Origin of the sequence: Streptomyces sp. NPDC057428 (assembly GCF_042803195.1) — a bacterium.
Lineage (GTDB): Bacteria > Actinomycetota > Actinomycetes > Streptomycetales > Streptomycetaceae > Streptomyces.
Window position 1 is genome coordinate 25,612 of the sequence record NZ_JBHVCT010000056.1, and the last position, 20,040, is coordinate 45,651.

Below are 20,040 nucleotides of genomic sequence, written 5' to 3' on the forward strand. Positions count from 1 at the left end.
GAGAGGACGTCCTTCCGGGGGACACGGGTCAGGGGGACTGAAGGTGCGGAGGGTGGGGTCGATCCGCTAGCAAGGGCCCATGGCGGTATTCGTCGCGCTCGGCGCGTTCCTGATGACCCTGGCAGGCGGCTGGGTCGCGCAGCGCGTCAGTGACCGCCGGCACCTCGTGCTCGGCTTCGCCGGTGGTCTGATGCTGGGTGTGGTGGGACTCGATCTGCTGCCCGAGGCGATCGAGGCCGCGGGCGAGCACGTCTTCGGGGTCCCCGCGGCGCTGCTGCTCTTCGTGGGCGGCTTCCTGACGGCCCATGTCGTCGAGCGGTCGCTGGCCGTACGCCAGGCGGCACACGGGGCGAGCGAGGAACGGGTGCCGCAGGTCGGTCTCACTGCGGCGGCCGCCCTGGTGGGCCACAGCCTGATGGACGGCATCGCGCTCGGTGCCGCCTTCCAGATCGGCGGCGGGATCGGAGCGGCCGTCGCACTCGCCGTCATCACCCACGACTTCGCCGACGGCTTCAACACGTACACCATCACCAGCCTCTACGGGAACGCCCGCCGCAAGGCCCTCGTGATGCTGTACGCGGACGCGCTGGCACCGATCCTGGGGGCGGCGACCACCCTGCTGTTCACCCTTCCGGAGGAACTGCTCGGCTGCTATCTCGGCTTCTTCGGCGGAGCTCTCCTCTACCTCGCCGCCGCCGAGATCCTTCCCGAGGCGCACCACGTACACCCCGCCCGCTCCACGCTGCTGTGCACCGTCGCCGGAGTCGGCTTCATCTGGCTGGTGGTCGGCATCGCGGATTGAGCCCGCCTCCGCCACCTCCCACGCCGCCGCACGACGGCGACAGGCCGGTCTCACCCGCCGCACCACTCGACGAAACGCCGGGCGATGCCGGGCTCGGCCGCCCAGTGCGTGTGCAGATAACTCGCGTGCGCGCCACGCTGCACGAAGCCCTCGACGCGCCGCTCCGGCTGGAGCAGTCCCCAGGCCGGAGTCGCCCCGGAGCCGGGCTCCAGCACCGTCCGGTGGAACTCGTGGCCCCGCATCCGGGTCCCGGCGGCGGCCAGCACGCTGTCGGTCACCGCGACGGCCTGCCGGTAGCCGAGCGTCAGCCTCCCGGACATCCGGGCCGACGCGTCCAGCACCCCGCACATCGGGCGCCCGTCCAGCTCGCGGGCGAGATAGAGCAGCCCCGCGCACTCCGCCGCCACCGGTGCGCCCGACAGGGCGAGCCCGGAGACCGCGCGGCGCAGCGGTTCGTTGGCCGACAGCTCCGGCGCGTACACCTCGGGGAAACCACCCCCGATGACCAGCCCCGCCGTGCCGGCGGGCAGCTTCTCGTCGTGCAGCGGATCGAAGACGACGACGTCCGCCCCGGCCGCGTCGAGCAGTTCGGCGTGCTCCGCGTAGGCGAACGTGAACGCCGCCCCGCCCGCCACGGCCACCACGGGCCGGGCGGGCGGCGCGGGATGCCGCTCGGGTTCCCACGCCTCGCCGGGCAGGGCGGGCGCCGACCGGGCCAGCGCCATCAACGCGTCCAGGTCGCAGCCCTCGCGCACCCGCTCGCCCATCGCCCGTACCGCGTCGAGTGCGTCCGCACGGCGCTCGGCCACCGGGACGAGGCCCAGGTGGCGCGACGGTGTCGCCACCTGCGGCGCCCGCCGCAGCACCCCGAGCACGGGAAGCCCCGACTCGTCGAGCGCCTCCCGCAGAAGCGCCTCGTGACGGTCGGAAGCCACCTTGTTGAGGATCACCCCGCCGATCCGCACCTGCGGATCCCAGGAGGCGAAACCGTGCACCAGGGCCGCGACCGAACGCGACTGCGAGGACGCGTCGACGACCAGGACCACGGGTGCCCGCAGGAGCTTGGAGACCTGGGCGGTCGAGGCGAGTTCGCCCTGTCCCGAGGCCCCGTCGTACAGCCCCATCACTCCTTCGACCACGGCCAGATCGCAGCCGCTCGCCCCATGTGTGAACAGCGGGCCGATCAGATCCGGCCCGCACATGTAGGCGTCGAGGTTGCGCCCCGGGCGGCCGGTCGCCAGCGCGTGGTAGCCCGGATCTATGTAGTCGGGCCCCACCTTGTGGGGGGACACGGCGAGGCCACGCTCCGCGAAGGCGGCCATCAGGCCCGTGGCGACCGTGGTCTTGCCGCTGCCCGAGGCGGGCGCGGCGACGACCAGACGAGGAACGCTCACCACTCGATGCCCCTCTGGCCCTTCTGGCCCGTGTCCATCGGGTGCTTGACCTTCGACATCTCGGTCACCAGATCGGCGGCCTCGATCAGCTTCCGCGGCGCGTTGCGCCCCGTGATCACCACGTGCTGCGTCCCCGGACGGTCACGCATCACCTCGACCACCTCGTCGGTGTCGATCCAGCCCCAGTGCATCGGATAGGCGAACTCGTCGAGGACGTAGAGCTTGTACGTCTCGGCGGCCAGGTCACGCTTGACCTGCTCCCACCCCTCGAGCGCCTTCGCCTCGTTGTCGGAGTTGTCGCCGTGCAGGCCGCGCTGGACCCACGACCAGCCCTCACCCATCTTGTGCCAGGCGACGGTGCCGCCCTCGCCGCTCGCACCGAGCACCTTCAGCGCGTTCTCCTCGCCGACCTTCCACTTCGCGGACTTCACGAACTGGAACACCCCGATCGGCCAGCCCTGGTCCCAGGCCCGCAGCGCCAGACCGAAAGCCGCGGTCGACTTGCCCTTGCCGATGCCGGTGTGGACGAACAACAGCGGCCGGTTGCGTCGCTGACGCGTCGTCAGTCCGTCGTCCGGTACGGATACAGGCTGTCCCTGCGGCATTACGCGGCCCTCCTGGCAGCAGTCATGTCCTTGACCAGCCCGGCGATCGAGTCGGCCCGCAGCTCGTCGAGCGTGACCGCGCTGCCCCCCAGATCCCGGGCGAGCTGTGCGGCGAGACCTAGGCGTACGAACCCCGACTCGCAGTCCACGACGACCGACGCGGTGCCCTCGCAGGCGTGCAGCCGCCCGGCCCGAGCCGCCAGCGCCACCGGGTCGATGCCGCCGGTGGCCCGGCCGTCCGTCACCACGACGAGCAGCGGCCGCCGCGACGGATCGCGCAGCCGCTCCACCCGCAGCACGTCGTGCGCCTTGAGCAGTCCTGCGGCCAGCGGGGTGCGCCCGCCGGTCGGCAGTGACTCCAGCCGCGCGGCCGCCGCGTCCACCGACGAGGTCGGCGGCAGCGCCACCTCCGCCTCCTTGCCGCGGAAGGTGACCAGGCCGACTTTGTCCCGGCGCTGATAGGCGTCCAGCAGCAGCGACATCACCGCACCCTTCACCGCGCCCATCCGCTGCCGGGCCGCCATCGACCCGGAGGCGTCCACGACGAACAGCACGAGATTGCCCTCCCGGCCCTCCCGCGTCGCCTGCCGCAGATCGTCACGCCGTACGACCAGACCCCGGCCCGACCGTCCCCGCGCCCGCTGGTGCGGCGCGGCCGCCTGCACGGTGGCCGCCAGGTGCAGCTTCGTCAGCGCCCCCTCGGGCCGACGCGACCCGGTTGTCCGCCCGTGCTCGGTGCGGGCCCGGGAACGCCGCCCGGCGGCGCCCTCTCCCAGCCCCGGCACGCTCAGCACCTTCGTACGGAACGGCTCGCCCGCCCGCACCGGCCGCTGCTCCCCGGCACCGCCGGCGGGCGCGGGCACGTCCCCGCTCTCCGTCTCCTCCCCGCCCGGCGCCTCGGAGCCTTCGCCTTCCGGGCCACCGGTGCCGGGGCCGCTGCCCTGGGGGGGAACGCCGCCGCCGGGGCCATCGGGGTCCGGGTCCTCGTCGCTCCCGTTCCCGTTCCCGTCCGCGTCCGCGTCACGGAGCGTGTCGTCCAGCTTGTCCTCGTCCAGCCCCGGCGCGTCGAACGGATTGCGCCGGCGCCGGTGGGGGAGCGCGAGCAGCGCGGCCTGACGCACGTCGTCGGCCACGACCTCCTCGCGGCCGGCCCACGCGGCGAGCGCGGTCGCGGTGCGGGCCATGACGATGTCGGCCCGCATCCCGTCCACCTCGAACGCGGCGCACGTCGCCGCGATCTGACGCAGCGCGCCGTCCCCGAGCACCACCCGGGGGAGCAGGGCACGCGCGGCGACGATCCGCTCCCGCAGGGCCGTCTCCTCGCCCGCCCACCGTTCGGCGAAACCGGCCGGGTCGTCGTCGTACGCCAGCCGCCGGCGCACGACCTCGACGCGCACGTCCGTCTCGCGCGAGGCGGCCACCTCGACGGTCAGCCCGAAGCGGTCGAGCAACTGCGGCCGGAGCTCGCCCTCCTCGGGGTTCATCGTCCCGACCAGCAGGAACCGCGCCGCGTGCCGCACCGAGACGCCCTCACGCTCGACGTACGAGGCCCCCATGGCGGCCGCGTCGAGCAGCAGGTCCACCAGATGGTCGTGGAGGAGGTTGACCTCGTCCACGTACAGGATCCCGCGGTGCGCGTCGGCGAGGAGGCCCGGCTCGAAGGCCTTCACGCCCTCGGACAGCGCGCGTTCGATGTCGAGCGCTCCGACCAGCCGGTCCTCCGACGCGCCGACCGGAAGCTCCACGGTCCGCGCCGCGCGCGACACACCGGCCTCCGCCTCGTGCGGGCCGTTGGGACACGCCGGATCGGGCGCCCCCGGGTCGCACGAGAACCGGCACCCGGCGACCACGGGGACCTCGGGCATGAGCGCGGCGAGCGCACGCACGGCGGTCGACTTCGCGGTGCCCTTCTCGCCCCTGACGAGCACCCCGCCCACGGCGGGACTGACGGCGTTGAGCAGGAGCCCGAGCCGTAGATCGTCCTGCCCGACGATGGCGGTGAAGGGGTACGGCGTACTCACAGGGCGGCCTCCTCGGTCACGTGTACTTCGGTCCCGGCGTCCGGCACGGCCGGCGCGCCATCGGGGGCGTACGGCCCCGTCGCCGGGGAACGGGCGGGAACCGGCGCGGGCGCGCCCGGCGGCACGAAGGGCAGTCCGGCCGGCGCGCCCTCCTCGATCAGCCGCCACAGGGCGTCCGTGTCCGCGTGCTCCTCGATCAGATCCCCCAGCCGGTCGAGCTGTTCCTCCCGCAGCGCGGCGAAACTCGTGTCCGGAGCCGCGGTGAACCGCCGCCCGGCGGCCCGGGCGACCTCACCCAGGAACGCGCGTCTGAAGGCGTCGCTCTCCAGCGAGCCGTGCCAGTGCGTCCCCCACACCGAGCCCACCCGGCACCCGTCCAGGAAGGGCTCGCCGCCGCCCACGTCGGCGACCCCGTGATGGATCTCGTACCCCTCCACGGGCCTCCCCAGCGCCGACCCCACCGGCCTGCCCAGCACCTTCTCCCGGCCGAAGCGGACCCGCACCGGCAGCAGCCCGAGCCCGTCCACCACACCGGCCCGCGACTCGACGTCGTCCTCGATGCGTTCACCGAGCACCTGGAATCCGCCGCAGATCCCCAGCACGGGCCGGCCCTCGGCAGCCCTGCGCAGCAGCGCCCCGGCCAGACCGCGCTCCCGCAGCCACGCCAGCGCCTTCACGGTGCCCCGCGTGCCGGGCACGATCACGAGGTCCGCGTCGGCGAGTTCCTCCGCGCGGTCCACGAACCGCACGATCACCCCGGGCTCGGCCGCCAGCGCGTCCACATCGGTGAAGTTCGACATCAGCGGTACGGCACACACCGCGACCCGCAGCACGTCCTCACCGTGCGGCGGCGCCACGGCCGACCCGCGCACGGTGCCGCGCATGGAGACCCTCAGGCCGTCCTCCTCGTCGATGCCCAGCCCGTGGGTGTAGGGCAGCACGCCGTAGGTCCGCCGGCCCGTGAGCCCGTGCAGCATGTCGAGGCCGGGCTCCAGCAGCGACACGTCGCCGCGGAACTTGTTGACGAGGTACCCGGCGACCAGCGACTGGTCCTCCGGGCCCAGGAGCGCCGTCGTGCCGAAGAACGAGGCGAACACACCGCCCCTGTCGATGTCGCCGACCACCAGCACGGGGAAGTCCGCGGCCCGCGCGATGCCCATGTTGACGATGTCCGTGCGCCGCAGGTTGATCTCGGCGGGACTGCCCGCCCCTTCGCAGATCACGGCGTCGTACGTGCCCCGCAGCTGCTCCAGGCAGTCCACGACCGTGCCGAGCAGCGTTTCCTGACGCCCGCCGTGGTAGCCGCGGGCGCTCATCTCGCCGACCGGTCTGCCCATCAGGACCACCTGGCTGGAACGGTCGCTGCCGGGCTTCAGCAGCACCGGGTTCATCAGGGCCGACGGCTCAACCCGGGCCGCTTGTGCCTGCATCGCCTGGGCGCGGCCGATCTCCGCCCCCTCCCGGGTGACGAACGAGTTCAGCGACATGTTCTGCGCCTTGAACGGCGCGACCTTCACCCCCCGGCGCACCAGCCACCGGCAGATCCCGGCCGTGACGACGCTCTTGCCCGCGTCCGAGGTGGTTCCGGCCACCAGCAGTCCGCCGCTCATCTGCTTCTCCGTCCCATGGCCAGCCGTCCCGCCGCGCACACGCCGAGGGCCAGCACACTCACCCGGCGCGACAGCCGCACCGCGCGTTCGATGTCGGCGGCCCGTACGTCGCGGCCCGCCGCTCCGTTGAGTACGGGCCGGTGCTCGACCCGCCCGCCGTAGGCGAGGGTTCCGCCCAGGCGCACGCCGAGCGTCCCCGCGAACGCGGCCTCCACCGGGCCCGCGTTGGGGCTCGGGTGCTTGCCGGCGTCCGAGCGCCAGGCCCGGAAGGCCTCGCGCGGACGGCCCCCGGCTGCCACCGCGAGCGCGGCGGTGAGCCGGGCCCCGGGCCAGCCCGCCAGGTCGTCGAGCCGGGCCGACGCCCAGCCGTAGCGCCGGTAGCGGGGCGACTTGTGCCCCACCATGGCGTCGAGGGTGTTCACGGCCCGGAAGCCGATCAGCCCTGGCACCCCGCCGAGCGCGCCCCACACCAGGGCCCCCACGACGGCGTCCGAGGTGTTCTCGGCGACGGACTCGACCACCGCGCGGGCGATCTGCGGCCCGTCCAGCGCCTGCGGGTCGCGGCCGCACAGATGCGGCAGCCGCTCCCGGGCCAGCTCCATGTCCCCGGCGTCCAGGGCTCCGGCGATAGCCCGGGCCTCGCGGCCCAGAGACGTACCCCCGACCACGGACCAGGTGGCGGCGGCGGTCAGTGCCACGGCAGCGGCGGGACGGTCGCGTACGGCGCGGGCGGCCAGTGCGGCGCAGGCTGTGGCACCACCGGCGCAGACGAGCGTGTGCAGGGCGCCCCAGCCCCGGTGGTCGCGCCACAGCCGGCTCTCGGCGCCCATGGCGGCCCGCCCGAAGGCGGCGACGGGATGGCCCCGCCGGGGATCACCGAGCAGCAGGTCGCCGATCAGGCCGGCGGCGGCGCCGTACGCGAAGATGCGGTCGGCTCGCACGGATCAGCGGTCCGTCGCGCCTCGGAGTGATGTCGTCACAGGTGGTGCGGGCACAGAAGCACGGCGGCCGGGCATGGCAGATGTCCTCACTCAGGGTCCGCGCCCTGGTTCGACGTGACCGGCGACGAGAGTCTCCTGGCTTCCGGATCCGCGGGTCCTCCGGCCTTCCAGCCCGCGGTGGCGGGCCGTGACTTCCGTAAGGAGGACTGCTCCCCGGTGACAGTGGCGGGACCGCGCCGGATTCGCACCGGCTTCCTCTCCTGTCGCCGTAAATGGCTCCGGCAGTCCACCACGCCCCGTGAACGCCCGTCAACCTGCCGTTGACCTGCGTGGCTTCAGTGTGGTCGGACGCACACCGGGCCGGACACACGCATGGTGTGTCCGGCCCGGTGGGGTGCCCGAGGGTGTCAGGCGACGATCAGGTAGATCCCGTACGCGACCGCCGCCGCGCACAGGGCGAAGCACGCGTACGCGCCGGTGCGCGCCAGGGCGTTGGAGCCACCGCCGCCCTGAGCCGTCGGCACCCGCTTGGCCAGGCCGGTGATGCCGAGGGTGAAGAGGCCGACCAGCGCGACGGTGATCACGAGGCTGACACCGAAGACGGAAGCGAGGGCTGCCCAGTCGATTTTCATGCGGATCTGTCCTTACACCGTGGCCGGCCGGGCCGGTTCGGCCTGGGTGTCCGGGGCGGGGATGGTGGTCTTGAGCTCCGGGACGACCGCGCCGACGGGCGGCGGGCTGACGGCCGCGATGGCGGTCGTGACGACGCCGGGGGGTTCCTCGGCGGTCGCGTTGACGTTGGTGTGGTCGACCGGCTTGCGGCGCGACAGCATCCAGATCGCTCCGGAGCCGGCGACGAGCAGGACGGCCACCACGGCGACACCCCAGGGGCCCTGCTTCGTCAGCAACTCGGCGCCCGCGCCGACCAGACCGGCGGCCGGCAGTGTCAGGCCCCAGGCGACGCACATCCGGGTGGCGGTGGACCAGCGGACCACGCCTCCCTTGCGTCCGAGACCCGCGCCCATGACCGCACCGGAGACGGCCTGCGTGGTCGAGAGGGAGAAGCCGAGGTGCGAGGAGGCCAGGATGACCGTGGCCGCACTGGTCTGGGCGGCGAAGCCCTGCGGCGGCTGGAGGTCGGTCAGGCCGCTGCCCATGGTGCGGATGATGCGCCAGCCGCCGAGGTAGGTACCCAGGGCGATGGCGATGCCGGCGGAGGCGATGACCCAGACCGGCGGGTTCGAGCCGGGGGAGAGGACGCCGCCGGTGACCAGGGCCAGGGTGATGATGCCCATGGTCTTCTGCGCGTCGTTGGTGCCGTGGGCGAGCGAGACGAGACCGGCCGAGGCGATCTGTCCGGCGCGGTAGCCCTTGGCGGTCGACTTCAGCTGCGCCTCGTCGGTGACCTTCCGGTTGAGGCGGTAGGTGAGCCTCGCCGCCAGCAGGGCGGCGATTCCGGCGACGAGCGGTGCGGCGACCGCGGGCAGCAGGACCTTCGTGACGACGGTGCCGCCGTTGATCGAGGACCAGCCGGCCGACATCACCGCGGCGCCGATGAGACCGCCGAAGAGCGCGTGGGAGGAACTCGAGGGCAGGCCGACCAGCCAGGTCAGCAGATTCCACAGGATGGCGCCGACGAGCGCGGCGAAGATGACCTCGGTTCTGAGGCCGTCCTCGCTGACGATCCCGCCGGAGATCGTCTTGGCGACCTCGACCGAGAGGAACGCGCCGACGAGGTTGAGAACGGCGGACATGGCCACCGCTGTCTTGGGCTTGAGGGCGCCGGTCGAGATGGTCGTGGCCATCGCGTTGGCGGTGTCGTGGAAACCGTTCGTGAAATCGAACACGAGAGCTGTCACGATCACAATCGCGAGCAGCAGCGTGATGTGTTCCATTTACCCAGGCAATCGTTCGACGTCATTGGCACGTGGAACGTAAGCAACCTTGGTGAACGGAAGGTGAACTGGGCAGGGCGGCATGGTGTCCCCAAGCGTTTGCGGAGGTTCCGCTTGTGTGCGTACGAGGTGGGGTGGACGGGCGTCGCCGGTGCGGCGCCCGGTCTCGGGCAGGCCCGCAGGGTCCGTCTCATCCCATTTGCCCCGTTGGGGAGACGTCGGTCACTCGCCCGCCCGGGGTCCTAGGATCTGCGCATGGACGACGGCCATCAGGACGCGATCGGGCAGGCATGGGAGGGCGTCGTCGCGACGGCGCGCAGGACGGCGGCGGAGGGACTGGTGGTCGGCACCTCGGGCAACGTGTCGGCCCGGGTCGGTGACATCGTCCTGGTCACCCCCAGCGGGGTGCCCTACGACCGGCTTGGACCGGGGGACGCGGTCGGTGTCGACCTCGACGGACGGCAGGTCCTCGGGGAGCTCGTCCCGACCAGTGAGCTCCCGCTGCACCTCGCCGTCTACCGCGACAGCTCCGCGGGTGCCGTCGTCCACACCCACGCCGTCCACGCGACCGCAGTCTCCACGCTCGTCAACGAGGTGCCACTCGTCCACTACGCCGCGGCCATGCTCGGCGGCCCGGTCCGCACCGCCCCCTACGCGCGCTACGGCACGCGCGAGCTGGCCGACAACATGCTGGACGCCCTGCGCGACCGCACGGGATGCCTGCTGCGGAACCACGGGACCGTGACGTACGGGGACACCCTCGACCAGGCCTACGACCGGACCGCCCAGCTCGAATGGATGTGCCGGCTCTGGCTCACCGCGAGCTCCGTGCCCGGCCACCGCCCGAGCCTGCTCTCCCCGGCCCAGCTGCAGGACGTGCAGACCGCCCTGGAGGGATACGGCCAGCCCGGCTGAGCCCGGGCACGCACCGTACGGACCCCGCCCGCTGGCAGTGCGGCCCCCGGCCCGGGACACTGAGGGCGTGCGCCCGGCAACAGCAGCGGCAGCGGCCGCCACCACGATCCTGGGAGCCGGCGCGGCAGCGGTCGCCGCCGGCCGGTACGCGAGCGACGCCGCCCTGGGGGCGCCGTCGCCGCCGCGTCCGTTCCCCTCCGACCGTCGTATGACCGTGCACGCCACGGCGGCCGGGCAGGTGACACTGACCCGCTCCTTCGCAGCCCTGCGCCCCGGCGTCTACGGCCTGACCGCACGGGACGTCCACGCGGTCGTCGGCCCGGTCGTCGACCAGGCGGCCGACGGCTCGGCTGACACCGTCGTACGGCGGCTGGAGCGTGTGAACCTCGGAAGCCTGAAGCCGGGCGCCCGGGTCCGCCTCACCCCGGAGGTCCACCGCGGCGATCCGCTCGCCGCCCTCGGCCTCGCGTACAAGGAGGTCGAGGTCCCCGGAGAGCTCGGTGCCCTGCCGGCCTGGTTCGTCCCCGGCGCCCGCGACACCTGGGTCATCACGGTCCACGGCCTCGGCACCACGAGGGAGCACCCGCTGAACGTGCTGGGCTACCTCCACGCCCAGCAGCTCCCCGTGCTCGACCTCGCCTACCGCGGCGACCCCGGCGCCCCGCGTTCCCCGGGCGGACTCGGGCACCTCGGCGAATCCGAATGGCGCGACCTCGACGCGGCCATCCGCTACGCCGTGCGTTACGGGGCCGAGAGCGTCATCCTGCACGGCTGGTCCTCGGGCGCCACGATGGCCCTGCACGCCGCCGTCGGCTCCGCCCTCCGTGACCGTATCCGCGGCCTCGTGCTCGACTCGCCGGTGATGGACTGGAAGGCCACTCTGCGTGCCCTCGCGCGGGCCCGGGGCATCCCGGCCGGACTGCTGCCGCTCGCCGTCCGGGCTGCGCAGGGTCAGACCGGCCTCCGCGGGGCCCCGCTGCTGGACACCTCGGTGCCCTTCGCCCTGCACTGCCCCACTCTCGTCTTCCACGGCCCCGACGACACCCTGGCCCCGTGGCGACCGTCGCAGGAGCTTGCCGCCCGCCGCCCCGACCTGGTGACGCTGCACCCTGTACCGCACGCTCCGCATGCGGCGATGTGGAACGCGGACCCGGCCGGCTACGAGGAGGCGCTCAGGCGCTTCCTCACGCCCCTGATGTGAGCTGATGGGCCGGAACGGCCCGGTTGGTGACCCCGTCGGAAAGCTCCCCGAACCCCGGTCGTGCGGCTTCCGTTTGGGCTTTCGGCCCGTCAGAGGCAAGACTGCTCCCCGTGACGTCCCGTACCCCGCGCGACTCCAGGCTGCGACTTGTCCGCCCGCGACCCCAGGCGACCGCCCGCAAGGCAGTGACGACCCGGCGCACCAGGCCGGCCCCCCGCCCGCCCGAGGGCACACCGCCCCCCGCGGAGCTGGCGCGGCAGGCCAGGGCCGTACTCGCCGACGCCGTCCGGATCGCCCTGTGGGCGGCGGACGGCGCGAGCGCGGGAACCGCCCCCCTCGCCGCCGGCGCCCTGGAACGGGCCGCGGCGGCGCTGGAGCTCCCGCCGGCCCAGGTGAGGACCGGATGGGACCGCGCCAGGCTGGCCGGGCTCATCGAGCTCCACGGCGACACCGCGCGGCCCGGCTGGCGGCTGCGCGCGTGGGACCGTGACGATTCCGCGGTGCTCCGCGGCTGGGTGGCACTCTTCGACGCCTGGTCGCTCGTCCACGCCTCGCCCGACGGCATCGAGGCCACCGCCGTGGCGGAGGCCGTCGAGGCCGTGCCCCAGGTGCTCTCGCTCCTGCAGCTCTCGGCGGGCCCCGTCGCCGTGCCCGCGCTCCTGGACCTGCTCGGCCAGCGGGTCGCGGAACTGCACGACGAGCGCTGCGAGGTGACGTCAGGCCCGCCGGAGCAGTCCGCCCCCACCGACGGGAGCCCGACCGAGCTGAACGCGCTGCTGCTGGACTGGGCCCTGGAAGGGCTCGCGTCCGTCGGCGCCCTCACCCTCGGCACCGGACAGGCCACCCTCACACCCCTGGGCAACTGGGCGGTCTGGGTCAAGCTGGAGCAGATCTGCGTCGCCGCCCAGAGCCCGGCCGGCAACATCGAGCAGTCGGCGGCCGACATGCTGCTCGGCTGCGCGCGGCTCACCCCGGGACCGGCCCGCGCCGAGTACCGGGCCTGGCTCGCCGCGCGTACGGTCGGCAGCGCCGTCACCGAGCTCCTGGCCGTCGCCCGGGGCGAGGACGCCCTGCTGCGCGGCCTCGCCTTCGAGGCGCTGCGCGTCGTCGGAGCCCCCGCCGAGCCCGTCGTACGCTCCGTCGTCACGGAGGCGCCGCTGCGCCCCTACGCACTGCTGTGGCTCGCGGAGTACGAGGGCTGCGACCCCGACGACGCCCAGGACGTCCTCAGCCGCGAGGAGGCCACCTGGCTCTGGGTGGACACCGCCGCAGCGGTGGCCGACCACGGTGAGACGGGGCTGCTCGTCCGCCACCTCGACTCAGCCGTCCAGGGAACGGTCCCGGCGCTGCTGGACGAGGTGCGGGCCGTGGGACACCCGCGGACGGTCCAGGTGCTGGTCGCCCTGGCGGCGGCCCACCCGGACCCGGCCCTCGCCAAGGCCGTACGCCGCGCGGCGTTCCAGGTGCACACCGGCGGGGAGTGAGGGCGCTGGACGCGCGCTCCGGGGGCGGTCAGCCGGAGGCCCCCGGAGCGTAGGTGCCGAAGCTCCAGACGTTGCCCTCCGGGTCCCGGGCCATGTAGTCCCGCGAGCCGTAGTCCTGGTCGGTGGGCGGCATCAGGATCTCCACGCCGTGCTCCACCGCCCGCGCGTGGTGCTCGTCCACCTCGTCGAGCACCACGTACACCCCGGCGGGTCCGGCGCCGGCCATCGCCGAGGCGAAGACGCCGCCGCGCCCCTTGGAGCCGAGCATCACCCTGCCGTTGCCACAGGCCAGCTCGGCGTGCACGACGCTGCCGTCCTCGCCCTCGTGCACCGCCTCGGCCGTGAAGCCCAGGGCCCGGGTGAGCACCTCGATCGCGGCCTTCGCGTCGTCGTAGAGAATCGTCGGATAGATCGTGGGGACGCCGTCCGTGCGTGCCATCAGGCTCGCCCTCCTCGTGCTCGTCTGCGCGGTTTCGCTGTGATCTGCGTCTCAGTCTTCCATCGGTGACCGGCAACAGGGAGGCGGCAGGCGGCGATGTCTGCCGAAGGTGTCGCGGCGGCCGGGGTCCCTAGTGCGGAAACCGGTGGTGAACCGCCATCGCCGCCGTGCCGACGAGGGAGCGTCCGGGAGTCCGGGTTCGCGCCACCCCGGACCCTCTCCTCGATCCGGCCGTCGCAGGCCGTCGATGCCGCCCTTGCCACCGAGCCGTGGCGGGCAAGGAGCATGCGGACCAGCAGGTCGGCACCGCCAGTAGACTGAGTCCCATGGCAATTCTCCTTGTGCATTAGACGGCGTCGAGTCGTGAGCCCGCTGTCCCTCCGCCGTCCATACCGCCCTGGAGTATTTCCGTGATCACCGCCTCCGGCATCGAGCTGCGCGCCGGCGCCCGCATCCTCATCGAGTCCGCCTCCTTCCGTATCGCCAAGGGCGACCGCATCGGCCTCGTCGGGCGCAACGGCGCCGGCAAGACCACCCTCACCAAGTGCCTGGCCGGGGAGGGGACACCGGCCGGCGGCACCATCACCAGAGGCGGGGAGGTCGGCTACCTTCCGCAGGACCCCCGCACCGGTGACCTCGAGGTCCTGGCCCGCGACCGCATTCTCTCGGCCCGCGGGCTCGACGAGATCCTGCGCAAGATGCGGGAGAACGAAGAGCGGATGGCGAACGGCAAGGGTGCCACCCGCGAAAAGGCCATGAAGCGGTACGAGCGCCTGGAGACGGAGTTCCTGACGAAGGGCGGATACGCCGCCGAGGCCGAGGCCGCCACCATCGCCGCCGCGCTCAGCCTGCCCGACCGGGTGCTCGGCCAGCCCCTGCACACCCTGTCCGGTGGTCAGCGCCGCCGTGTCGAGCTCGCCCGCATCCTCTTCTCGGATGCCGACACCCTGCTCCTGGACGAGCCCACCAACCACCTGGACGCGGACTCGATCGTCTGGCTGCGGGACTACCTCAAGACCTATCGTGGCGGCTTCATCGTGATCTCCCACGACGTCGAGCTCGTCGAGACGGTGGTCAACAAGGTGTTCTACCTGGACGCCAACCGCGCCCAGATCGACATCTACAACATGGGCTGGAAGCTCTACCAGCAGCAGCGCGAGGCCGACGAGAAGCGCCGCAAGCGCGAGCGCCAGAACGCCGAGAAGAAGGCCGCGACCCTCAACGCCCAGGCCGACAAGATGCGCGCGAAGGCCACCAAGACCGTCGCCGCCCAGAACATGGCCAAGCGTGCCGACCGGCTCCTCGCCGGACTCGACGCCGTCAGGGTCTCGGACAAGGTCGCCAAGCTGCGCTTCCCCGACCCCTCGCCGTGCGGCAAGACCCCGCTGATGGCGGAGGGCCTGTCCAAGTCCTACGGATCGCTCGAGATCTTCACCGATGTGGACCTCGCCATCGACAAGGGATCCCGGGTCGTCATTCTCGGCCTCAACGGTGCCGGGAAGACCACTCTGCTCCGTCTCCTGGGCGGCGCGGAGAAGCCCGACACCGGCGAGATCATCCAGGGCCACGGCCTCAAGCTCGGCTACTACGCGCAGGAGCACGAGACCCTGGACCCGGAGCGCACGGTCCTGGAGAACATGCGCTCCGCGGCGCCCGACCTCGACCTCGTCGCGGTCCGCAAGACGCTCGGTTCGTTCCTGTTCTCGGGGGATGACGTGGACAAGCCCGCCGGAGTGCTCTCCGGTGGCGAGAAGACCCGGCTCGCGCTGGCCACGCTCGTCGTCTCGTCCGCCAACGTGCTCCTGCTCGACGAGCCCACGAACAACCTCGACCCGGCCAGCCGCGAGGAGATCCTCGGGGCCCTGCGCACCTACAAGGGCGCCGTCGTCCTCGTCACCCACGACGAGGGTGCCGTGGAGGCGCTCCAGCCGGAGCGGATCATCCTGCTGCCCGACGGGGTCGAGGACCTCTGGGGCGCCGACTACCGGGACCTGGTCGCCCTCGCCTGATCCCGCCGAGGGGCCTCCTGATCCCGCTCGGGGCCCGGTGATCCCATGCGTATCGATCATTCGGCCCATCGGTGATCCATCATCTGGGTGAGCGGGTCTCGTACTCCGGCGCGGCGCTCGGTAGATAGCTGCCGGGCGCACTGATTTTCGGCCATTCACCCCGTACGGCCCTGACCTGCCCGTTTCTCGGAATCCCGGTCCCCGTAGGCCCGGAACCGCTCTGGAACATCGAATTCCGCTTGTGGTCGTCCACTTCCGGACGCGTAATCCGGTGCACGTACCTTGCCGAATGGGTGGCCAGGAAGCCCGGGAGGGGTGATCATGAGAAGTCCAGAGCGCACTTCCTTGAGGAGGCACGGGTGGCCGAGACTCTGAAGAAGGGCAGCCGGGTTACCGGCGCCGCGCGTGACAAGCTCGCGGCAGACCTGAAGAAGAAATACGACTCCGGTGCGAGCATCAGGGCGCTGGCCGAGGAAACCGGCCGCTCCTACGGGTTCGTCCACCGGATGCTGAGCGAGTCCGGAGTGACGCTGCGAGGACGCGGCGGAGCGACGCGGGGCAAGAAGGCCGCCTCGGCCTGAGGGTCGTCGGCGGTCAGGGGCGGGCTCACGCCCGGCCCGGAGCTCCACCGGAACATCGGGTGCCACCCGGTCGGCCGACAGGCCGTCCGGGTGGTTACTGTTCAGTTACTTGCCAGTAAGTGCTGACTGCACCCGATCCGGAGGCCTCCATGACCTCGCTCGACTCTGTGTTCGACAAGGACGGCGTACGGCTCACCGTCGATGACGCGGTTGCCACCGTGACGCTCACCAACCCGGCCAAGCGCAACGCTCAGTCTCCCGCTCTGTGGCGGGCGTTGACAGAGGCCGGACGAGCGCTCCCCGGCAGCGTGCGGGTCGTGGTGCTCCGCGGCGAGGGCAAGTCCTTCTCCGCGGGCCTCGACCGGCAGGCGTTCACGCCGGAAGGCTTCGACGGTGAGCCGTCCTTCCTCGACATGGCACGGGGGCCGGAGGCCGAACTCGACGCGACCATCGCCGAGTACCAGGAGGCGTTCACCTGGTGGCGCCGCAACGACATCGTGTCGATCGCGGCCGTCCAGGGCCACTCCATCGGTGCCGGCTTCCAGCTCGCCCTGGCCTGCGATCTGCGGATCGTCGCCGAGGACGTCCAGTTCGCCATGCGCGAGACCAGCCTGGGGCTCGTCCCCGACCTCACGGGCTCGCACCCCCTGGTGCACCTCGTGGGATACGCGCGCGCACTCGAGATCTGTGCCACGGGCCGCTTCGTCCATGCCGAAGAGGCCGAGCGCACCGGCCTCGCCAACCTCGTGGTCCCGGTCGACCAGCTGGAGGCCGCCGCGCACGACCTCGCCGCGGCACTGCTCGCAGCCCCGCGCGACGCGGTCGTCGAGACCAAGGCGCTGCTGAGCGGCGCCGTCACGCGGACCTACGAGGAGCAGCGCGTCGCCGAACGCGCGGCCCAGGGCCGCCGGCTGCGCGACCTCGCCGGCCTCTCGGACTGAATCACCGGTGTGCCCCGCCAGGGCGGACGTCCGGGCGGGGCACGCTCAGTTCTTCCCCACGACGACCGCGGTGACCAGCACGGCCACGGTCGGGTCGCCCTCCACGGCCGTGGCCACCGCCCCTCGCACCCCACGGGCCACATCGAGCGCCCGGTACTCACCGGCCGTCGCCAGCTCGACCCGGACGTGCCCGGCCCCGGTCTGCACCGGGGCGCCCAGCACCCGCGTCAGCGAGACGACGCCGGGGACCCCTGCCGCGGCCGCCCCGGCGGCCCCCTCCGCCTGTGCCGCGTGCAGATCGACGGCGGTCCGGGGCGCAGGCCCGGGTTCCTGCTCCAGCAGATCCGTCACCCGCAGGTCCACCTCGTCGACGACCAGCCCGAGCCGCCGGGCCGCAGCCGTCAGCATCGCCTCGCGCAACGCGTCCGCGGTGTCGGTGAGAGGTCGTCCGGCCGTGGCGGAGAACCCGGCCTCGATCCGCAGCGGTCCGTGCGGCAGAGCGCCGGGAGGACCGGGCACCGGCGGTGGTCCCGGCCGGTCATCCGCGTGGGCCGAGTCGATTCTCAGTACTCCCAGCACCGCGCCTGAACCGGACGAGGCGTCCCGGAGCACCGCCGCCGCCGCCCGCTCGGCGATCCACGAGCCGTCGGAGGGCTCGCCCAGAGGGAGCAACCGGCCCAGGCCGAGCCGCTGGCGTACCGCGGCGGTCCATCCGTCGGCCCTTCGGGGGCTGTCAGCCGTTGTCATTGCTCCACCCTGCCCCATCCACGGCGCGGGATGGGGTAAGCGCACTTACTGTGGGCTACAGAAGTTCACCCCCTGTCCCGAAGGGAAGAGCGGCGATGACCGAGACCCCACAGCGGAACCGGCCCGACAGCCCCGGCAGCACGTCCGGCGGGGACGAGGGAGGGCAGAGCCAGTTCGCCAAGCGCGGCGGAGGGGCCCCGGCCACCCGGGGCCGCACCACGATCGCCGACGGCGTGGTCGAGAAGATCGCCGGACTGGCGGCACGGGACGTGGTCGGTGTCCACGCGATGGGCAGCGGCCTCTCCCGGACGTTCGGCGCCATGCGCGACCGTGTACCCGGTGGCGGCAAGTCGGTCACCCGCGGCGTGAAGGCCGAGGTCGGGGAGTCGCAGACAGCGCTCGACCTGGAGATCGTCGTCGACTACGGCGTGTCGATCCGTGACGTGGCCAGCGAGGTGCGGGAGAACGTCATCGCGGCCGTCGAGCGGATGACCGGCCTCGAGGTCGTCGAGGTCAACATCGCCGTCAGCGACGTCAAGCTGCCCGATGAGGAGGACGAGGACGAGTCCGAGCCACGACTCCAGTAGACCTCCCGCGCGGCAGTTGAGGAGCACACGATGAGCATGGCTGTGGCCGGCCTCCTGGCCGGCATGGCTCTCGGATTCGCCGGGTACTTCGGCGGCTTCGGGGCCTTTCTGCTGGTGGCCGCTCTGGGGGCGATCGGCTTCATCGCCGGTCGCTTCGCGGACGGCGACCTGGAACCCGGCGACTTCTTCCGCAGTCGCGATCGCGGCGACCGGCGAAGGTGACGGCGGTGACAGGCCGGGTCGCCGCCGCGGAGCGGGGGGAGACCCGGATCGCTGACCGGGTCGTCGCGAAGATCGCCGCGCAGGCGGCGAAGGAGGCCGTCGGCGTGCGGGCACCGGGCGCCGCCGCGCCGCGCGCCACCGTCACGGTGCACCGCGATACCGCCCGGGTCCGCGTGAGCCTCGACCTCGGTTACCCCGGCGACATCGGCCGTCAGTGCGGCGAGGTGCGTCGGCGGGTGGCCGAGCGGGTAAGAGCACTGGCGGGAATGGAGGTGCCCGAAGTGGCGGTGCAGGTCGAGCGGCTGCATCTGCCGGGAGCGGGCATCGCACCGGAGGGGAGCACCCGATGAGCGAGCCTCACGACCCGGAGAACAGCACGCAGCGACTGCCCACGGTCGAGTCGGGGGATGACGGCGGCGTACTCGCCACGGAACAGTCCGCGTCCGGCTCGTCCTACGAACCCACCGCCGCACCTGACCGGCCCGGCGGCCGGGCGGGCCGTTTCTGGGCCCAGCGCAGGATTCCCGCCGTCCTCGTGGCGCTGGTCGTCCTCGGGGGCGCCGGAATCCTGCTCTACGACATCGTGGCGGTACGGGCCGGCCGCCCGGCCATGCAGTGGCGGCGTACGCTCGCCGACGACCTTGCGAGTCGTCACCTCGACGACGTATGGGTACTGACGGGCTCCGCCGTGGCGGCCGCGCTGGGGCTCTGGCTGCTCCTCCTCGCCCTCACGCCCGGTCTCCGGGCGCTGCTGCCGATGCGCCGGGATCACGCCGGTGTCCGCGCCGGGCTCGACCGGAAGGCCGCCGCCATGGTGCTGCGCGACCGGGCCGTGGAAGTGCCGGGTGTCCAGTCCGTGCGGGTGAAGATGAAGCGCCGCAAGGCGACCGTGCGGGCTCAGTCGCACTTCCGTGAGCTCGACGACATCAGGACCGACCTGGACACCGTCCTGGGCCAGGCCGTCCGTGACCTCGGCCTGGCCCGGCAGCCCGGTCTGTCCGTCCGCGTCCGCCGACCGGCGAAGAAGGGGTGAAGCGCGTGATCGGAAAGTGCAACCGCATACTGACCGGCCTGGCCGGACTCGTGCTCCTCGTCGTCGGCGGGGGCGTCCTCGTCGCGGGGCTCGGCCTCTCCCTGCCGTCCTGGTGGCCGTACGACGGCAGGAACGACGTACTGCTGAGCAGGGGTGACCGCTACCGGTGGCGGGACGAGGGCTGGTGGTGGCCCACCGTCATCGCTGTCCTCGCCGTCCTGGTGGTCCTCGCGCTCTGGTGGCTGCTCGCCCAGATGCGCCGCGGGCGCCTCGCGGAGATCCTGGTGGACAGCGGCGACGGCGAGGGCGCGCTGCTGCGCGGCAAGGCGCTGGAAGGTGTCCTGGGCGGCGAGGCGGCCTCGCTGGACGGGGTGTCCGACGCCAAGGCCACGCTGACCGGCCGGCGGACCGCACCGCGGGCCCGGCTACGGGTGCTGCTGGAGCCGCACGCGGCTCCGGGGCCGACACTGCGGGACATCTCCGAGGGTGCCCTCGCTCACGCCCGGGCCTCGGCGGGCCTCGACGAGCTCCCGGCCGAGGTCCGGCTCAAGGCGGTCAAGCACCGTGCGGAGCGGGTGAACTGACGTACCGCCGGCGCGGGCCCGGCAAACGC

At 72.9% G+C, this 20,040-nt stretch carries 21 protein-coding genes and 1 riboswitch; of the genes, 12 read left to right on the forward strand and 9 right to left on the reverse strand.

Features of this window, described 5'->3' with window-relative positions; all coding sequences use genetic code 11:
- Positions 1-79: 79 nt before the first annotated feature.
- Entirely contained in the window at positions 80-802 is a 723-nt protein-coding gene (locus ACFU5K_RS21275) for a ZIP family metal transporter (RefSeq protein ID WP_384063939.1), read from the forward strand.
- A 50-nt stretch (positions 803-852) separates the two neighbouring features.
- Here the strand turns inward: ACFU5K_RS21275 and ACFU5K_RS21280 are convergent, their stop codons facing one another.
- The 7 genes from ACFU5K_RS21280 to ACFU5K_RS21310 form a co-directional block, all read right to left on the reverse strand.
- Positions 853-2,199: a cobyrinate a,c-diamide synthase gene (locus tag ACFU5K_RS21280; protein WP_384063941.1), complete on the reverse strand. Its 1,347-nt coding sequence runs from the start codon at positions 2,197-2,199 to the stop codon at positions 853-855.
- Positions 2,193-2,801 (reverse strand): cob(I)yrinic acid a,c-diamide adenosyltransferase, encoded by a 609-nt coding sequence (gene cobO, locus ACFU5K_RS21285; RefSeq protein ID WP_384063944.1) that lies wholly within the window; start codon positions 2,799-2,801, stop codon positions 2,193-2,195. The genes ACFU5K_RS21280 and cobO overlap by 7 nt, the downstream gene beginning before the upstream one ends.
- Entirely contained in the window at positions 2,801-4,822 is a 2,022-nt protein-coding gene (locus tag ACFU5K_RS21290) for a putative cobaltochelatase (protein WP_384063947.1), read from the reverse strand. The genes cobO and ACFU5K_RS21290 overlap by 1 nt, the downstream gene beginning before the upstream one ends.
- Positions 4,819-6,432 carry a cobyric acid synthase gene (locus ACFU5K_RS21295; RefSeq protein ID WP_384063948.1) on the reverse strand — a complete coding sequence of 538 codons (1,614 nt, stop codon included), beginning with the start codon at positions 6,430-6,432 and terminating at the stop codon, positions 4,819-4,821. Before ACFU5K_RS21295 ends, ACFU5K_RS21290 begins: the two co-directional genes overlap by 4 nt.
- The gene (locus ACFU5K_RS21300; RefSeq protein WP_384063951.1) at positions 6,429-7,373 is read right to left on the reverse strand and encodes a cobalamin biosynthesis protein; all 945 of its coding nucleotides are present in this window, start codon (positions 7,371-7,373) and stop codon (positions 6,429-6,431) included. The genes ACFU5K_RS21295 and ACFU5K_RS21300 overlap by 4 nt, the downstream gene beginning before the upstream one ends.
- 128 nt (positions 7,374-7,501) lie before the next feature.
- Positions 7,502-7,632: riboswitch (cobalamin riboswitch) on the reverse strand.
- Positions 7,633-7,780: 148 nt separating this feature from the next.
- Positions 7,781-8,005, reverse strand: coding sequence for a hypothetical protein (locus ACFU5K_RS21305; protein ID WP_384063953.1), 225 nt, complete (start codon positions 8,003-8,005; stop codon positions 7,781-7,783).
- A 12-nt stretch (positions 8,006-8,017) separates the two neighbouring features.
- Entirely contained in the window at positions 8,018-9,268 is a 1,251-nt protein-coding gene (locus tag ACFU5K_RS21310) for an anion permease (protein ID WP_384063955.1), read from the reverse strand.
- A gap of 255 nt (positions 9,269-9,523) precedes the next feature.
- On the opposite strand from ACFU5K_RS21310, the gene ACFU5K_RS21315 reads away from it, so the two are divergent.
- The 3 genes from ACFU5K_RS21315 to ACFU5K_RS21325 all read left to right on the forward strand — a co-directional run bounded on the left by ACFU5K_RS21315 (position 9,524) and on the right by ACFU5K_RS21325 (position 12,868).
- Positions 9,524-10,183 (forward strand): class II aldolase/adducin family protein, encoded by a 660-nt coding sequence (locus ACFU5K_RS21315; protein ID WP_384063958.1) that lies wholly within the window; start codon positions 9,524-9,526, stop codon positions 10,181-10,183.
- A 67-nt stretch (positions 10,184-10,250) separates the two neighbouring features.
- Positions 10,251-11,384 carry an alpha/beta hydrolase gene (locus ACFU5K_RS21320; protein ID WP_384063961.1) on the forward strand — a complete coding sequence of 378 codons (1,134 nt, stop codon included), beginning with the start codon at positions 10,251-10,253 and terminating at the stop codon, positions 11,382-11,384.
- A gap of 185 nt (positions 11,385-11,569) precedes the next feature.
- Positions 11,570-12,868 carry a hypothetical protein gene (locus ACFU5K_RS21325; RefSeq protein WP_384063988.1) on the forward strand — a complete coding sequence of 433 codons (1,299 nt, stop codon included), beginning with the start codon at positions 11,570-11,572 and terminating at the stop codon, positions 12,866-12,868.
- A 28-nt stretch (positions 12,869-12,896) separates the two neighbouring features.
- Here the strand turns inward: ACFU5K_RS21325 and ACFU5K_RS21330 are convergent, their stop codons facing one another.
- Positions 12,897-13,307, reverse strand: coding sequence for a VOC family protein (locus tag ACFU5K_RS21330; protein WP_384063963.1), 411 nt, complete (start codon positions 13,305-13,307; stop codon positions 12,897-12,899).
- Between the two features lie 410 nt (positions 13,308-13,717).
- Between ACFU5K_RS21330 and ACFU5K_RS21335 the strand changes: the two genes are divergently transcribed.
- The 3 genes from ACFU5K_RS21335 to ACFU5K_RS21345 all read left to right on the forward strand — a co-directional run bounded on the left by ACFU5K_RS21335 (position 13,718) and on the right by ACFU5K_RS21345 (position 16,838).
- On the forward strand, positions 13,718-15,316 hold the full coding sequence (locus ACFU5K_RS21335; RefSeq protein WP_384063965.1) for an ABC-F family ATP-binding cassette domain-containing protein: 1,599 nt from the start codon (positions 13,718-13,720) through the stop codon (positions 15,314-15,316).
- 359 nt (positions 15,317-15,675) lie between these two features.
- Positions 15,676-15,897, forward strand: a complete 222-nt coding sequence (locus tag ACFU5K_RS21340; RefSeq protein ID WP_006123601.1) for a helix-turn-helix domain-containing protein — start codon at positions 15,676-15,678, stop codon at positions 15,895-15,897.
- A 149-nt stretch (positions 15,898-16,046) separates the two neighbouring features.
- Positions 16,047-16,838 carry an enoyl-CoA hydratase/isomerase family protein gene (locus tag ACFU5K_RS21345; RefSeq protein WP_384063968.1) on the forward strand — a complete coding sequence of 264 codons (792 nt, stop codon included), beginning with the start codon at positions 16,047-16,049 and terminating at the stop codon, positions 16,836-16,838.
- A gap of 45 nt (positions 16,839-16,883) precedes the next feature.
- Here ACFU5K_RS21345 and ACFU5K_RS21350 read toward each other — a convergent pair whose 3' ends face one another.
- Positions 16,884-17,585, reverse strand: coding sequence for a hypothetical protein (locus ACFU5K_RS21350; RefSeq protein ID WP_384063970.1), 702 nt, complete (start codon positions 17,583-17,585; stop codon positions 16,884-16,886).
- 95 nt (positions 17,586-17,680) lie between these two features.
- Here ACFU5K_RS21350 and ACFU5K_RS21355 point away from each other — a divergent pair, with 95 nt between their 5' ends.
- Genes ACFU5K_RS21355 through amaP form a run of 5 tightly spaced genes read left to right on the forward strand, consistent with a single transcriptional unit; the run spans position 17,681 to position 20,011 of the window.
- Positions 17,681-18,172, forward strand: coding sequence for an Asp23/Gls24 family envelope stress response protein (locus tag ACFU5K_RS21355; RefSeq protein ID WP_384063971.1), 492 nt, complete (start codon positions 17,681-17,683; stop codon positions 18,170-18,172).
- 30 nt (positions 18,173-18,202) lie between these two features.
- The gene (locus tag ACFU5K_RS21360; protein WP_329036125.1) at positions 18,203-18,394 is read left to right on the forward strand and encodes a hypothetical protein; all 192 of its coding nucleotides are present in this window, start codon (positions 18,203-18,205) and stop codon (positions 18,392-18,394) included.
- Complete coding sequence (locus ACFU5K_RS21365; protein WP_384063974.1) at positions 18,391-18,744, forward strand: Asp23/Gls24 family envelope stress response protein; 354 nt, start codon at positions 18,391-18,393, stop codon at positions 18,742-18,744. The genes ACFU5K_RS21360 and ACFU5K_RS21365 overlap by 4 nt, the downstream gene beginning before the upstream one ends.
- On the forward strand, positions 18,741-19,427 hold the full coding sequence (locus tag ACFU5K_RS21370; protein ID WP_384063976.1) for a DUF6286 domain-containing protein: 687 nt from the start codon (positions 18,741-18,743) through the stop codon (positions 19,425-19,427). Before ACFU5K_RS21365 ends, ACFU5K_RS21370 begins: the two co-directional genes overlap by 4 nt.
- Before the next feature lie 5 nt (positions 19,428-19,432).
- Complete coding sequence (gene amaP / locus ACFU5K_RS21375) at positions 19,433-20,011, forward strand: alkaline shock response membrane anchor protein AmaP (RefSeq protein WP_384063979.1); 579 nt, start codon at positions 19,433-19,435, stop codon at positions 20,009-20,011.
- Positions 20,012-20,040: the final 29 nt, after the last annotated feature.

Coding starts and splice junctions, on each gene's coding strand:
- ACFU5K_RS21275 (WP_384063939.1), top strand. CDS start 80: ATGGCGGTATTCGTCGCGCTCGGCGCGTTCCTGATGACCCTGGCAGGC.
- cobO (WP_384063944.1), bottom strand. CDS start 2,801: ATGCCGCAGGGACAGCCTGTATCCGTACCGGACGACGGACTGACGACG.
- ACFU5K_RS21295 (WP_384063948.1), bottom strand. CDS start 6,432: ATGAGCGGCGGACTGCTGGTGGCCGGAACCACCTCGGACGCGGGCAAG.
- ACFU5K_RS21305 (WP_384063953.1), bottom strand. CDS start 8,005: ATGAAAATCGACTGGGCAGCCCTCGCTTCCGTCTTCGGTGTCAGCCTC.
- ACFU5K_RS21310 (WP_384063955.1), bottom strand. CDS start 9,268: ATGGAACACATCACGCTGCTGCTCGCGATTGTGATCGTGACAGCTCTC.
- ACFU5K_RS21315 (WP_384063958.1), top strand. CDS start 9,524: ATGGACGACGGCCATCAGGACGCGATCGGGCAGGCATGGGAGGGCGTC.
- ACFU5K_RS21330 (WP_384063963.1), bottom strand. CDS start 13,307: ATGGCACGCACGGACGGCGTCCCCACGATCTATCCGACGATTCTCTAC.
- ACFU5K_RS21345 (WP_384063968.1), top strand. CDS start 16,047: ATGACCTCGCTCGACTCTGTGTTCGACAAGGACGGCGTACGGCTCACC.
- ACFU5K_RS21350 (WP_384063970.1), bottom strand. CDS start 17,585: ATGACAACGGCTGACAGCCCCCGAAGGGCCGACGGATGGACCGCCGCG.
- ACFU5K_RS21355 (WP_384063971.1), top strand. CDS start 17,681: ATGACCGAGACCCCACAGCGGAACCGGCCCGACAGCCCCGGCAGCACG.
- ACFU5K_RS21360 (WP_329036125.1), top strand. CDS start 18,203: ATGAGCATGGCTGTGGCCGGCCTCCTGGCCGGCATGGCTCTCGGATTC.
- ACFU5K_RS21370 (WP_384063976.1), top strand. CDS start 18,741: ATGAGCGAGCCTCACGACCCGGAGAACAGCACGCAGCGACTGCCCACG.